Annotated in this window: 13 protein-coding genes; 11 read left to right on the plus strand and 2 right to left on the minus strand. The window is 42.8% G+C overall.

All coding sequences use genetic code 11. From position 1 onward, the window contains the following. Nucleotides 1-73 precede the first annotated feature (73 nt). The 7 genes from pyrD to rmf all read left to right on the plus strand — a co-directional run bounded on the left by pyrD (nucleotide 74) and on the right by rmf (nucleotide 8,469). Nucleotides 74-1,084 carry a quinone-dependent dihydroorotate dehydrogenase gene (gene pyrD, locus VIC_RS20370; RefSeq protein WP_006962142.1) on the plus strand — a complete coding sequence of 337 codons (1,011 nt, stop codon included), beginning with the start codon at nucleotides 74-76 and terminating at the stop codon, nucleotides 1,082-1,084. A 175-nt stretch (nucleotides 1,085-1,259) separates the two neighbouring features. Beyond that, nucleotides 1,260-1,811 carry a cell division protein ZapC gene (locus VIC_RS20375; RefSeq protein WP_039952378.1) on the plus strand — a complete coding sequence of 184 codons (552 nt, stop codon included), beginning with the start codon at nucleotides 1,260-1,262 and terminating at the stop codon, nucleotides 1,809-1,811. Nucleotides 1,812-2,273: 462 nt separating this feature from the next. Further along, a complete protein-coding gene (gene rlmKL, locus VIC_RS20380) occupies nucleotides 2,274-4,397 on the plus strand; it encodes a bifunctional 23S rRNA (guanine(2069)-N(7))-methyltransferase RlmK/23S rRNA (guanine(2445)-N(2))-methyltransferase RlmL (RefSeq protein ID WP_006962144.1) in 2,124 nt (707 codons plus the stop codon). Between the two features lie 10 nt (nucleotides 4,398-4,407). Next, the gene (locus VIC_RS20385; protein ID WP_080555958.1) at nucleotides 4,408-4,650 is read left to right on the plus strand and encodes a glutaredoxin family protein; all 243 of its coding nucleotides are present in this window, start codon (nucleotides 4,408-4,410) and stop codon (nucleotides 4,648-4,650) included. Further along, nucleotides 4,628-6,544: an ABC transporter ATP-binding protein gene (locus VIC_RS20390; protein WP_006962146.1), complete on the plus strand. Its 1,917-nt coding sequence runs from the start codon at nucleotides 4,628-4,630 to the stop codon at nucleotides 6,542-6,544. The genes VIC_RS20385 and VIC_RS20390 overlap by 23 nt, the downstream gene beginning before the upstream one ends. A gap of 6 nt (nucleotides 6,545-6,550) precedes the next feature. Next, nucleotides 6,551-8,131: a DUF3466 family protein gene (locus VIC_RS20395; RefSeq protein ID WP_006962149.1), complete on the plus strand. Its 1,581-nt coding sequence runs from the start codon at nucleotides 6,551-6,553 to the stop codon at nucleotides 8,129-8,131. Between the two features lie 164 nt (nucleotides 8,132-8,295). Continuing rightward, nucleotides 8,296-8,469 (plus strand): ribosome modulation factor, encoded by a 174-nt coding sequence (gene rmf, locus VIC_RS20400; protein WP_006962151.1) that lies wholly within the window; start codon nucleotides 8,296-8,298, stop codon nucleotides 8,467-8,469. 142 nt (nucleotides 8,470-8,611) lie between these two features. Here the strand turns inward: rmf and fabA are convergent, their stop codons facing one another. Together fabA and VIC_RS20410 are read right to left on the minus strand one after the other, a co-directional pair. Then, complete coding sequence (gene fabA / locus VIC_RS20405) at nucleotides 8,612-9,130, minus strand: bifunctional 3-hydroxydecanoyl-ACP dehydratase/trans-2-decenoyl-ACP isomerase (protein WP_004743352.1); 519 nt, start codon at nucleotides 9,128-9,130, stop codon at nucleotides 8,612-8,614. A 91-nt stretch (nucleotides 9,131-9,221) separates the two neighbouring features. Beyond that, nucleotides 9,222-10,865 (minus strand): S16 family serine protease, encoded by a 1,644-nt coding sequence (locus VIC_RS20410; RefSeq protein ID WP_006962154.1) that lies wholly within the window; start codon nucleotides 10,863-10,865, stop codon nucleotides 9,222-9,224. Nucleotides 10,866-11,032: 167 nt separating this feature from the next. Between VIC_RS20410 and matP the strand changes: the two genes are divergently transcribed. The 4 genes from matP to VIC_RS20430 all read left to right on the plus strand — a co-directional run bounded on the left by matP (nucleotide 11,033) and on the right by VIC_RS20430 (nucleotide 13,806). Next, the gene (gene matP / locus VIC_RS20415; protein WP_006962156.1) at nucleotides 11,033-11,479 is read left to right on the plus strand and encodes a macrodomain Ter protein MatP; all 447 of its coding nucleotides are present in this window, start codon (nucleotides 11,033-11,035) and stop codon (nucleotides 11,477-11,479) included. Between the two features lie 9 nt (nucleotides 11,480-11,488). Further along, the gene (locus VIC_RS20420; protein WP_006962158.1) at nucleotides 11,489-11,800 is read left to right on the plus strand and encodes a DUF3634 family protein; all 312 of its coding nucleotides are present in this window, start codon (nucleotides 11,489-11,491) and stop codon (nucleotides 11,798-11,800) included. A gap of 97 nt (nucleotides 11,801-11,897) precedes the next feature. Further along, nucleotides 11,898-13,172, plus strand: a complete 1,275-nt coding sequence (locus VIC_RS20425; protein WP_006962161.1) for an HDOD domain-containing protein — start codon at nucleotides 11,898-11,900, stop codon at nucleotides 13,170-13,172. Nucleotides 13,173-13,404: 232 nt separating this feature from the next. Further along, nucleotides 13,405-13,806: a GFA family protein gene (locus VIC_RS20430; protein ID WP_039952381.1), complete on the plus strand. Its 402-nt coding sequence runs from the start codon at nucleotides 13,405-13,407 to the stop codon at nucleotides 13,804-13,806. Nucleotides 13,807-13,809 lie beyond the last annotated feature (3 nt).

A 13,809-nucleotide genomic window follows, 5' to 3' on the forward strand; every position in this document is an offset into this window, starting at 1 on the left:
TCGTTGAATTATTCGGTAAAACAGTAAATAATACAGCCCCGTTTATACGGGGCTTTTTTCTATCGGAGGCACAATGCTTTACCGTCTAGCCAGAACTGGCTTTTTCCAACTTGATGCCGAAAAGGCACATGATCTCGCAATTCAAAACTTCAAACGTTTCACCGGTACTCCTCTCGATCTTCTTTATCGTCAACAACTTCCTAATCGTCCAGTCGAATGTATGGGCATGACTTTCCGTAACCCTGTTGGCTTAGCTGCGGGTTTGGACAAAAACGGTGAATGTATTGAAGCGTTCGACGCAATGGGCTTTGGTTTTGTTGAAGTCGGGACGGTAACACCGAGACCTCAAGCCGGTAACGATAAGCCGCGCCTTTTCCGTTTAGTAGAAGCAGAAGGCATTATCAACCGAATGGGCTTTAACAACTTAGGTGTTGATAATCTGGTTAATAACGTAAAGAAAGCCAACTTCGATTGTGTGCTTGGTATCAATATCGGTAAGAACAAAGATACACCGATTGAAAAGGGGGCCGAAGACTATCTGATCTGTATGGAAAAAGTGTATGAGCATGCAGGCTACATCGCCGTGAATATCTCATCACCAAATACTCCAGGATTACGCTCACTTCAGTACGGTGAAGCATTGGATGAACTGTTGTCTGAATTAAAAGTGAAGCAGGCCGAGTTAGCTGAGAAGCATAATAAGTATGTACCACTTGCACTAAAGATCGCTCCGGATCTTAGTGATGATGAGATCAGCCAGATCTGTGAGTCTTTATTGAAGAACAGCATTGATGGCGTGATTGCGACAAATACAACATTGGATCGCAGTGTTGTTGAAGGAATGAAGCATGCCAATGAAGCGGGTGGGTTGAGTGGCCGTCCGGTTCAATCTCGAAGCACCGAAGTTGTTCGTCGTTTACATGAAGAGTTGGGAGAGCAAATTCCGGTCATCGGGGTAGGTGGTATTGACTCATACGTTGCAGCGAAAGAGAAAATGATGGCTGGTGCACAACTTGTCCAAGTTTACTCTGGTTTTATCTATCATGGACCAACGCTGGTGAGAGATATTGTTAAAAACCTATGATGGCTTTGGTGACGCTGTCACATGAACATGAAGCTTGAATTTACTCAGTTTCTGAAGAGGGGATGATTTATCATTTCCTCTTTTTTTTTGCTTATTAGCGAATAGAATTTCAGTAAATGTATGGGAAGGTAATTTAGTGTTTTACCTGAATTGACTTTTACACGAGATTGGAATGATGCTTAAACCGAGTGACAAATGGACTTGGTACTATGATGACACAGAGCAGCACCTGATGCTGGATCTGGGTGATGATATGGTATTCAAGACAAATCTTTCCAAAAAGTTGATTGTAGATTGCGCAATCGGTGTTAACGAATTCTCCGTTGACGACGCATCTGCTTACCAGACATACAAAGAGCAAATTGCTCATCTAGACCTTTCAGAGCCTCGTCAGGCTGAATTAGCACTCTATTGTGTTGCGGCAAAGCGCTTTCATAAGCCAGTCCAGCCCAAGAGCTGGTTCTTCGATTGCATCTCTGATGGCTTAAATGCGCCTGTGGAAGGCGATTTTGTCCAATTATCGAACAGCTACAGTGATGGTTACTTCCTAGTTCTAGAAGTAGGAGACAACTCTAGCTTATGCGCCTCTATTAATTTGGAAGCGTTCGTTCTTAATGGAACCAAATCTTTGGGATTTGGCCAGGCGATTAAAGTCATGCACGATCGCATGTCGAGCGCCAATCATATTCTCTCTGGCCAGACACAACCTATGGCTCTGGTCAGCTAACAATTCGTTCCTTTGTTTCATTTCCCTGTCGGCCTTCGAGCCGACTTTTTTTTTGCTTAAAAGAACCTTCAATTGAGACTTGCGGTAGGGGATAACGTGAGTCATCCATAATTTTTCGATTTATCTATCAATAAAATATTCCCACTTCTGATACTTCTACGCTCTTCATTTAACCTTTTATTCCCCAATTAGCTATTTTTTGTAATTAAATTACGCAAAATAAACATCTTGGTATAGTCCAGTTTTGATGTAAATAAGTATTCACTACCGACTTAAGCCTTAACTTACTGTACAAAGTTGTGTTAGCTCCAAACTTAAGTTTGAAATTAAATGATCCGCATGAATATGCTGATGTTTTGTTCAATTGAATGTACTGAGGGAGAGATAAAGGTGGATTGAGCTAACGTAATTGATGTGAGACAGGTATAATGAAGGGTCATTTATCAAGAATTTAAGAACACTATGCATCAATATCTTGCGGTTACGTCCAACGGTTTGGAAAACTTGTTGGTTGAAGAGTTAACTAAGCTAGGGATCGCTAATGCCAAACCTGTTCAAGCAGGGGTACGCTTTAAAGCATCAAATGAGCAAATTTATCGTTGTTGCTTATGGAGCCGCTTAGCGTCGCGTTTCGTCCGTGTACTATCTGAGTTCACTTGTAACGATGATATGGATCTCTATCTAGCAACGTCTTCCGTGAACTGGGTCAATCAATTCCATAGTTCGAAGATGTTTTTTGTTGATTTCAATGGTACTAACCGTGAAATCCGCAATAGCCAGTACGGCGCAATGAAAGTGAAAGATGCCGTAGTGGATAGTTTCGAGAAAAAGAACTTGCCAAGACCGTCGATCAGTAAAGATCGTGCAGATCTTCGCATCCATGTTCGTCTACATCGTGATAAAGCGATTCTTGGTGTGGATATGGTGGGGGGCGGCCTACACCAACGCGGTTATCGACCTGAATCTGGTCGTGCGCCACTTCGAGAAACTTTAGCTGCTGCCATTATTCTACGTAGTGGCTGGAGCGCTGATAAGCCGCTGTTAGACCCTATGTGTGGCTCTGGCACGCTTTTGATTGAAGCGGCCATGATGGCGGCAAACATGGCGCCTGGCGTGAATCGTGAGAAATGGGGCTTTGAGTCACTAGAAGACTTTGAACCTGAACTTTGGGCTGAGATTAAATCGGAAGCGGCAGTACAGGCGAGAAGGGGCGTCAAAAAAGTTGACACTAAGTTTTTCGGCTTTGATAACGACGCGCGAGTGCTTAAAACCGCAAAGGACAACGCGCGTCGAGCAGGTGTTGATTCCCTGATTGAATTTAACCTTGGTGATGCAGCGCAAGTTAAGCGCCCTCAAGAGTTTGAAGCAGGTGTTATTGTTTCAAACCCGCCATACGGTGAGCGTTTAGGTACTCATCCTGGTTTGATTGCTCTGTACACGGCATTTGGTGCTCAACTGAAATCTGAATTCGGTGGCTGCCAAGCGTCTATTTTCTCTAGTTCTGATGAGCTTTTAAGCTGTTTACGCATGCGTGCAGATAAACAGTTCAAACTGAATAATGGTGCGTTACCTTGTCACCAGAAGAATTACTCGATTAGTGATCGTCCGGTAGAAAATAAAGGTGACAATGTCACTGAATCGGTGATCGCACCTGATTTTTCTAACCGCTTGAAGAAAAATATTGCCAAAATTGGTAAATGGGCGCGTAAAGAAGAACTCGATTGTTATCGAATTTATGACGCAGACTTACCTGAGTACAATGTTGCGATTGATGTGTATCTCGATCACCTTGTTATCCAAGAATACGCGGCGCCTAAAAACATCCCTGAAGAAAAAGCAAAACGTCGTTTGACGGATATCATTCGTGCAGCGATTCAAGTGACGGGCACGGAAGCAAACAAGGTTGTCCTTAAAGTCCGTGAGAAGCAAAAGGGCCGCTCACAGTATCAGAAGCTCTCCCAAGAATCTGAAACCATGCATGTTAACGAATATGGCGTTAAGTTGATCGTTAATCTGCACGATTACCTCGATACAGGGCTGTTCCTTGATCATAAGATTACTCGTCGCAAGCTTGGTGAAATGGCCAAAGGTAAAGATTTCTTAAACTTGTTTGCTTACACGGGCTCGGGCACTGTTCATGCCGCTTGTGGTGGTGCTAAATCGACGACGACAGTGGACATGTCAAATACCTATCTCGAATGGGCGAAAGAAAACATGAAGCTCAACGGGCAAGTAGGACGTCAGCATAGATTCGAGCAAGCTGATTGCCTTCAGTGGCTCGAACGCTCAACGGCACAATTTGATCTTATCTTTATTGATCCGCCTACATTCTCCAACTCTAAGCGTATGGAACAAAGCTTTGATGTACAGCGAGACCATATTCAGTTAATGAAGAATCTCAAGCGCTTGCTTCGTAATGGCGGCACGATAGTGTTCTCAAACAATAAGCGTCACTTCAAAATGGATATGGACGGTTTGGATGAACTTGGTTTAGTTGCGAAGAATATTTCGCACCAAACTCTTCCAATGGATTTTTCTCGTAATAAACACATTCATAACTGTTGGGTTTTGACTCACAAGGAATAGTAGGTCACAGGTGATCACTTTATACAGCACAGAAGGGTGCCATCTATGTGAGATGGCATTTAACCTTACAAAACAGCTCAATATTTCTCATCAGGTCGAGATTGTCGATATCGCTTTCGACGATGAATTGTTTTCTCGTTACGGTGTCACCATCCCGGTGCTCAATTATCAAGGTAACGAGCTTAATTGGCCGTTTGATTTACAACAATTACAGCTTTGGTTAAACGAAAATGGCATTACTAACAATAAATAACGGATTACTGGCTTATGGCGATCATCCTCTTCTAGACAATGCAGATTTTGCGTTGCAAGAGAATGAACGTGTTTGTTTGGTTGGTAGAAACGGCGCGGGTAAATCCACGTTAATGAAAGTGCTTGCCGGTGAGGTGGTGCTTGATGATGGAAAACTAACGGTTACCCAAGATGTTGTCGTTTCACGCTTGGAGCAAGATCCACCACGCAATCAGGAAGGCACAGTGTTTGATTACGTTGCTGGTGGACTAGCAGAAATCGGCGAGCACTTGAAGATCTATCAAGATCAGCTCGATCTGATTGCGGTCGATCCATCAGAGCAAAACATCAATAAGCTTGCACGTATCCAAGAGAACCTCGAACACTCTGGTGCGTGGCGCTTTGAAGACCGTATCAAGAACGTGCTCGCAGCGCTTAAGCTCGATGGTCACACCAAACTGACCGACCTTTCTGGTGGTTGGCAGCGTAAAGCAGCACTTGCAAGAGCACTGGTACGCGATCCAGATGTGTTATTACTTGATGAACCAACTAACCACCTTGATGTCACAACGATTGAATGGCTGGAGAATTTCCTCAAAGATTTTCGTGGTTCGATTATCTTCATTTCTCACGATCGTGCCTTTATCAAATCTATGGCGACGCGCATTGTCGACCTTGATCGCGGCAAACTTGCTTCGTTCTCAGGCAACTACGATAACTACCTAGTCGATAAAGAAGAGATGCTAAGAGTCGAAGAGATGCAAAATGCAGAATTCGATAAAAAGCTCGCTCAAGAAGAAGTTTGGATTCGTCAAGGCATTAAGGCTCGTCGTACACGTAACGAAGGACGTGTACGTGCGCTTAAGAAGCTACGAGAAGAGCGAAGCGATCGCCGTGAAGTACAGGGCAAAGCGAATATCCAGATTGATGATGCGTCACGCTCAGGCAAGATTGTCTTCGAAGCGACGAATATCAATTATGACATTGAAGGTAAGTCGATTGTTAAGGATTTCTCTTTCAATATCATGCGTGGTGACCGTATCGCACTGATTGGCCCAAATGGATGTGGTAAGAGTACTTTATTAAAATTACTACTTGGCGATATCGTACCAGACTCAGGGCGACTTCATTGTGGTACTAAACTCGAAGTCGCTTATTTCGATCAATATCGCGAAATCTTAGATCCTGAGAAATCTGTTATCGATAACTTGGCGGATGGTAAACAAGAAGTGATGGTCGGTGGACGCCAACGCCACGCACTTAGCTACTTGCAAGACTTTTTGTTTGCACCTAAGCGAGCTCGTACACCGGTAAAAGCGTTGTCGGGCGGTGAAAAAAATAGACTTTTACTGGCACGTATCTTCTTAAAAGCTAACAACTTATTAGTTCTCGATGAACCGACCAACGATTTAGATATCGAAACGTTGGAACTTTTGGAAGATTTGCTTGCCAATTATCAGGGTACGTTGTTGCTTGTCAGCCACGATCGCCAGTTTGTTGACAACACTGTGACAACTAGCTGGATTTTCGAGGGCGAAGGTGAAATCGAAGAGTTTGTCGGTGGCTACCACGATGCCCAGCAGCAACGTGAACAAACGAAGAAAGCTCGTGCGGTTGAAAAACCAATTAAAGCTGAGAAACAGGTTGAGGAATCTCCCAAAACAGCGCCAGTAAAGAGTAAGCCTAAGAAGTTATCCTATAAACTGCAGCGTGAACTTGAAGTGCTGCCGGCAAAACTCGAAGAATTGGAAGCTGAGATAGAATCAATGCAAGAGCAGGTGAACAACCCTGACTTTTTCTCTCAGCCAGTAGAGCAGACACAACCGATTTTAGATAAGCTTTCTGCGGTAGAGCAGGAACTTGAAGTTGCTTTCGAACGCTGGGAAGAGCTCGAAGCAATGCAACAGGAAAGTTAACAAACAATGAGTAGTAAAATCTTTAAACTATCGTCCATTACATTAGCCGTAGCCGCTTCTTTTGGGGCGCACGCCGCAATATATAATGTTTATGATTACCAACCGGTGGTCAATGGTAATGCCAAAACATATGGCGTAGCTATCGAGCCTGGAAGCACGGATTGTTGGGGAAATGCCTGTACTCAGACGACTTCGCAAATTGCTTATGAAGAAAAGTTGTATTACGAAGGTTTTAACTATCGAGATGAAGCACCGTTTCGCTACGAGTTTGGTTATGATCTATTAGAAGAGGGTTATGATGGTTTTACTAGCTACTGTGGTAGCTATTTAGGCTACAATAGTACTCTTTGCGATGATTGGGCTACAGATCAATATACCAACGGATATGCTCGAGAAAGCTCTACTGTAAACAATTCAATGGCGTATATTGAAAGTGGATCATCTCAAGTCCAGAGCGCTGAAAATAATGTGATTGTAAATAGTTTTGCGTCTGGCACTGGAGATGCGATCGGTACTTATTATGGTGGAAGTCTGAAAAACCGCACCGTTGCATATTCGGACACATCACTAGATTCGACTGGTTATGATCAGAGCAAAGTGTGGGCTAAATCCGGCAGTCTTTATGTAGGTAGCGTTTCTAAGCAGTCAACCAACAATACGAACGACTATTATTCTTATGGAGCTGTTTGGAACGGTAGTACTTTAAAACGTATAAATTGGGTTTCAGATGTAGGTGAAGATGGACGCAGCATGCCACAAGGGAGTGCACGTGATCTGGCTGATGTATCAGGTACCACATATGCTGTAGGTTACAACTCTGATTCAGATGAAAAGCCGGTCGCCGCTGTCTTTAATTTGACTGACTTGGATAGCATATCAACTAGCTTTGTGAGCCGATTCCAAAATGAAAGTAATTATCTTAACTCTATTCTGACTTCGATAAATACCAATGGTATTGCGATAGGTGAAGTCAAGTATGCGACGCCATTAAATGGTGCTTATGCAAACAGTCTGTTTTACATAACAGACCCTGCTAATCCCAATAGTAGTTACAGTGAATTCTCCGGCTCAATATTCTTCTCTGGCGCAAATGGTAAAGCCGGTGCTATCAATAATAACGACGAGGCTGTCGGGGCGATAGACAACCAAACCCATCAGGAAAGCGGTGGTGGTAAGCCTAGATCTCAAAGAGCATTCATTGCGCCATTAAGCTCAAATGCGAAAGCTCCTCTGAATAACAGAGCTTGGTACTTAGATGATCTTACAAATGATGGTAGTAGCTCATCGACAAACAACCAATTTCGTATTATAGATGCGACGGACATTAACGATTCGGGTGTAATTTCGGGCACTGCTCTTTATTGTTCAGGTGGATATGAAACTACGGCTATTGATTCAAAATGTAATGGTGGTATAGACGGCTCAGAAAAGATCGTCGCAGTTAAACTTGTTCCTATTAATGGTGCAACGGCTTCTGACATCCAAGCTCGCCCTGTAACTCAAGAAGACAAAGTTGATCGCCAAGGTGGTTCACTGGGCTTCCTAGCTCTGACTCTACTTGGTTTCTTAGGGTTCCGTAGAAAATAGGTTAAATTTTAATCTAGGGCACAGGTTCACATTTTTGGATCTGTGCCTTTTTTATACCTTGAGAAAGGCGGATTTTTGATCGATTCTTAATTGTGGAGTCATAAAAGCTCCACAAAAAGTTAATAGTAGTACGTTAGAAAAACTTTATGTATGAGGACGACACTATGAAGAGACAAAAGCGTGACCGCTTAGAAAGAGCTCAGTCTCAAGGCTATAAAGCAGGCTTAAACGGCCGCTCAACGGACTCATGTCCTTACCAACAGATGGATGCTCGATCTTATTGGCTCGGTGGTTGGCGCGATGCCAGGGAAGACAAACACTCTGGTCTCTACAAATAAAAGACTCAATCCACATACGACATAAGGAACAAACAAAAGCCCCAGCAATTGGGGTTTTTGTTTAGTTGCTTAACGCACTATAACTAAATATTTTGATGACAAAAAAGCGACTCAAGAGAGTCGCTTTTAAAAGTATTTCAAATTAGAAAGCAGACGTGTCTTGGAACAAGCCAACTTTAAGATCTTTCGCTACGTAGATCTCTTTTCCATCAACAAGTACACGACCGTCAGCTAGGCCCATAACAAGCTTGCGATTTACAACACGCTTCATATGAATCTCATATGTGACTTTCTTCGCTGTCGGTAGAATTTGACCCGTGAACTTCACTTCGCCAACACCAAGAGCACGGCCTTTACCTTTACCGCCAACCCAGCCAAGGAAGAAGCCCACTAGCTGCCACATTGCGTCAAGGCCTAGACAGCCAGGCATTACTGGGTCACCAGGGAAGTGGCAATCAAAGAACCATAGATCTGGAGTAATATCGAGTTCTGCTAGAATCAGACCTTTACCGAAATCACCTTCAGTTTCAGACATCTTAGTCACGCGATCCATCATCAGCATGTTTGGTGCTGGAAGCTGAGGGTAGCCTGGGCCAAATAGTTCGCCTTGGCTTGAAGCTAGTAGATCTTCGCGGTTATAAGAATCACGTTTGTTTTGCATTATCAATTACTCCAAATTTTGATAGCAGCATGTTAGTGAACACGTGTACGCCAAACAACTCCGATCAGTCTAAATGTGACTAATCTTTGTTCTAAGAGAACCAGTTTTTGATGCGCTCCACAAATCCTTGAGGAAGTTCATGTTTTTCAAAGTTTTCAATTCGTTCTGCGATCTTATGAATCACGCTTGTTTCATCATCGCCGCGGAAAGGCTTGCCCATAATGATGGGGATTGCTTCATCAACGGTTTCGACAGACCAGATGTGAAACTCATCATTTTTAATGCTTTCTACTACATCTTTATGAAGGGCTAAGTGTTTTAGATTCGTTTTAGGGAGGATGACGCCTTGTTTACCTGTAAAGCCTTGGTGCTTACAAACACGATAGAAACCTTCAATTTTCTCATTTAGGCCACCAACTGCTTGAACGCGACCAAATTGATCTACCGCACCAGTGACTGCGATCTGTTGATTAATTGGATATTCAGATAGGGCACTCACAAAAGAGCACAATTCCGCGAGTGTGGCGCTGTCGCCATCAACCTCACAATAGGACTGTTCAAATACAACTGAAGCCGAATAAGGCAACGGCTCATCCAATTGAAGCGCGCTTGAGACAAATGCTTGCATGATCATCATGCCTTTTGCATGGAGGTTACCACCTAGCTCAGCTTTCCGTTCCACATCGGAAATATCGCCATCACCAAAATGGATAACACATGAAATACGTGCTGGTTCACCATATGAAAGCGGGTGTCCGGAAACATCAATGACAGTTAAACCATTAACCTGGCCAACGCATTCACCTTGAGTTTCAATTATTACCTGGCCATCTAATATGTCTGATAAGGCGCGCTCGGGTAGGTAAGACTCACGCTGGTACTTTGCATCTAATGCCTTATCTAGTGCACTCTCATCAATGACTTGCTCATTGGCATGAAGTGAAGCCTCTTGAAATATTGATAGGTACCACAAAGGCTCGATCGGCATATAGCGCTGATCTTCAGTGTACCTAGCTCCTGCAACCATTAATCTATGAATTGCCTCAGAAGAGAGAGTTGGCAGGCGGTGTTCTTTTAACAGAGACGACAAGTAACCCAAATACAGTTCGATGGATTGTTCACTTAACGTGATTTCGTGCTCTATCTCTGTATAAGAAGCTAAGCCAGTATAAAGTTCATCGTCCATGTATTCTAGGTCAGCGATCTGATCTCTGTCGCCAACGACAACGAGTTTTACGTCATAAGAGTTGCTTGGAATATCGTTAGCAATATTACGTGGTGTCGTATTGATTGGGCTAACACTCTCACCTAGAAAAACCGACTTGAATACAGGCCAACTGCTTGGGTTAGCGAGAAGCATATTAGCGGAAACGATCAAGAATCCACCATCAGCTTTGGCTAACAATCCTTTCTTGTGCGCGATAATTTCGCCAGATTTATTACACGAATAGGTACCAAGAAGTTCGTTTATGTTGATGCTTTCTGTGGAAATGACGTTACTGTCAGAAACGAAAGATAAACTACGCTTAACATTAGAACGGTAGAAAGCGTTATCTGGCGAGTTTACAACGAGAATTCTGGCGAAACCTTTGATAGCAGCAAAGGTAGATAAGGCTTGTTTTAATCGAGGCTGAACGTCGAGAAAACCTACATCGGGTAGGCTTTCAAATCTCGATATTACATCGTCATAACTTGTGTATTGTGGAGTGACTGCACGCCAGCTTTCTTGGATCATTAACAGTATTCATGTACTTGAAAAGGTCAGAAATTATATAGAAAAACGGCTAAGTATGACATAGCGAATTTAATGTGATGATCTAGGTCGATTTTTCTACAATAAAGATTGTAACTAATGTGATGCTGAGTTACGCTGTCACCCAAATTGAATGGAAACTGCTTACAATGAAATATCAACAACTTGAAAATTTAGAATGTGGTTGGAAGTGGACGTATCTCATCAGTAAATGGAAAAATGGAGAGGCGATAACTCGGTATGTTGATACGAGTGAAGCAGAGGCCGCGGTTAATGAATTGCGCCATTTAGAGCATGAGCCAACAAAAGTGTTGGAGTGGATTGAGCAGCATATGTCGCTTGAGTTGGATAATAAGCTCAAGCAAGCCATCCGTGCTAAGCGTAAGCGCCATTTTAACGCGGAGCAAATCCATACCAAGAAAAAATCAATCGATTTGGATTATCGCGTTTGGGAGAAGCTTTCGACTCGCGCAAACGAACTGGGCTGTACATTGTCTGATGCCATTGAATACTTGCTATCTGAAGCATCACGCAGTGAGAAAGCCAGCAAAGCGGTCAATAGCCTCAAAGAGGATTTGAGTAAGTTACTAGACTAAGGAGCATGTATGCTTTACGTGATTTTGGTTGCTGCAATTGTTGTATTCTGGTTAGTGGCGGTTGATAGGCCAGTGTTGCGTGTTCAGTTTAAGTCTGGGCACATCACCAAAGAAAAAGGGCACTTTCCTCCAACTTTTCGCCACAATATATTAGATATTGCAGAGCGCGATCCTTTTGATGGTGAGCTGAAAGTCTATCAGCAACGCACAGGTTCCAAGTTGGTTTTTTCAAAGCAAGTTCCTAAGAAAGTGCAGCAACGGATAAGAAACGTATTTCCACATCAAGGCTTTCGCTCTAAAGGCAAAAAGAAAGCACATTAAGATCAGTTACACCTAGAAAGCCCCCAGCTAATTACTGGGGGCTTTTCTTTTACAAAGGCAGTGGTTTTTATTCATTCATTTTTTGGCATATCAGTAAATGGAGCGGCATGTTGTACTAGTATTACATCTATCACCCAGAGCAGAGCTTTTACACTTGTTACTCACTAATAAGAAATACAATGAAGAGGCTAATCAGCTTGCGAGCAAAATTGCGGCATCGACTAGAGAACGTTATGCCAAATGGCTGGTAAGTATAAAGTATGTGCTTGATCAGTCTGATGTAGATTCTGTGCTTAGTCGTCAGAGCGAGTTTTGCGATACAGTGATCCTTAACGAGAAAGAGCGCGTAATGAAAAACCAGCGGCTGCTACTCGAGTGTGAAAGCAGTAAAGTCGAGGAGAGGCGTCAAGCGGCTGAAGAAAGGCAAAAGATACATGAAAACGTAATCGGGGACATTTCAGAATCCGCTATTAATAGAATGATGGACAAACTATCTGAGCTGGAGGTTTTAAAGCTCTTTGGACGTTTTCCCGATTTTTCATATTTTTTGAGTACTGCTTATTCGCCTTCGGTAAGTTACAGCAAACTTGACGTTTTAGCCGTAAACGATAACCAACTGAAAAACAATCTTTTCGAACTGGGTAAGAATCCCAAGTTTTGTGCCCGCCTCGGAAAATCTGTAAGGAGTTTTACCGACACGAAGATGGCGATAGGACTTCTAGGGATCGACAATAGCCGAATTCTGTTTCCAATACTAATGGTTAAGCCTTTACTCAGATGGGATGAGCCTACTACCAAACTGATTGCCCCTAAGCTATGGCAGCATATGATTTTGACTGCAAATGTTACTCGATTTCGCTTGGAAGAAGCCGAAGTCAGATCGCCAGAACAGGGGGTAGCAATTGGCACTTTACGAACTATTAGCCAGTTTGCCATAGTGAACAACTTTCCAATGATGTTTGAGGATGCATTGGTTGAGCGAATGCAGTTCTATCGTGATAAAAATCTTCGTGAAGAATATTACGCTTGCGCAGAAATTAAGCCAATAATGAGCATTCTCCCTGATGTTATTATTGGCTTAGAAAAATCACTAACGCGTAAAGTCGTTGAGTTTATAGATTGGTCACCTACAAACGTACATTTAAAAAATGCTCTCTTAGAAGATTTGGAAGATACTCCGATGTTAGAGAGGAGCCCTTATGGTGTTGCATTGGCTCAAGCTCAGGCTTACTCGATATACGATGCTCTTGAGCGTAGCAACGTATTTGTCGAGAAACATAAACCTTTTTGGTTCGCTAACGTACAAATGCCGCCTGATGCATTAAAGGCCATTCGCAGCAGTCATCCAGGGCGCATTGAGTTAAGTTCTTAGGCTAAATAGTATGCCTTCTAAAGCACTATAACTAAAAATATTTGCTAATCTGTAAATAGGTTAGCCATAACTTACTGAAGGCTCAAAGTGTTACCTCCGACAAATTCAGCCAGTAGAAAGCTGAAAGTACTATTCCGTGATGTTACACACGAGTTATGATTACGTTTGCACATTATCTCTCAGGTTTTATTAAAGTGATGAATGTCATTATTGATTTGAGGGAGTATGCATAATGAAAGGTACTTGTCTGTGTGGTTCTGTTGAAGTGCAGGCTGAGGAAGAACATGAAGTCAGTTTGTGTCATTGCAATATGTGCCGACAATGGAGTGGTGGACCATTACATGCAATACATTGCCACTCGAAAGTTCAGTTTTCCGGAAACTCGATAAAACGCTATCGATCTTCGGAATGGGCAGAGCGAGGTTTCTGTTCCACCTGTGGTACCCATCTTTTCTATTATCTTATACCTGGTGATGAATACGTTTTGTCGGTGGGCTTGTTCCAAGAACATCGTTTTTCACTTAAAAACGAAATCTTTGTTGATGAGAAGCCAGGTTACTATGAGCTGAATTCAGGATCTCATAAGATGACCGCGCAACAGGTTTTTGAACAATTCGCACCAAAGGAGTCATAAGTA

The organism is Vibrio coralliilyticus ATCC BAA-450 (genome assembly GCF_000176135.1).
Classification (GTDB): Bacteria; Pseudomonadota; Gammaproteobacteria; order Enterobacterales; family Vibrionaceae; genus Vibrio; species Vibrio coralliilyticus.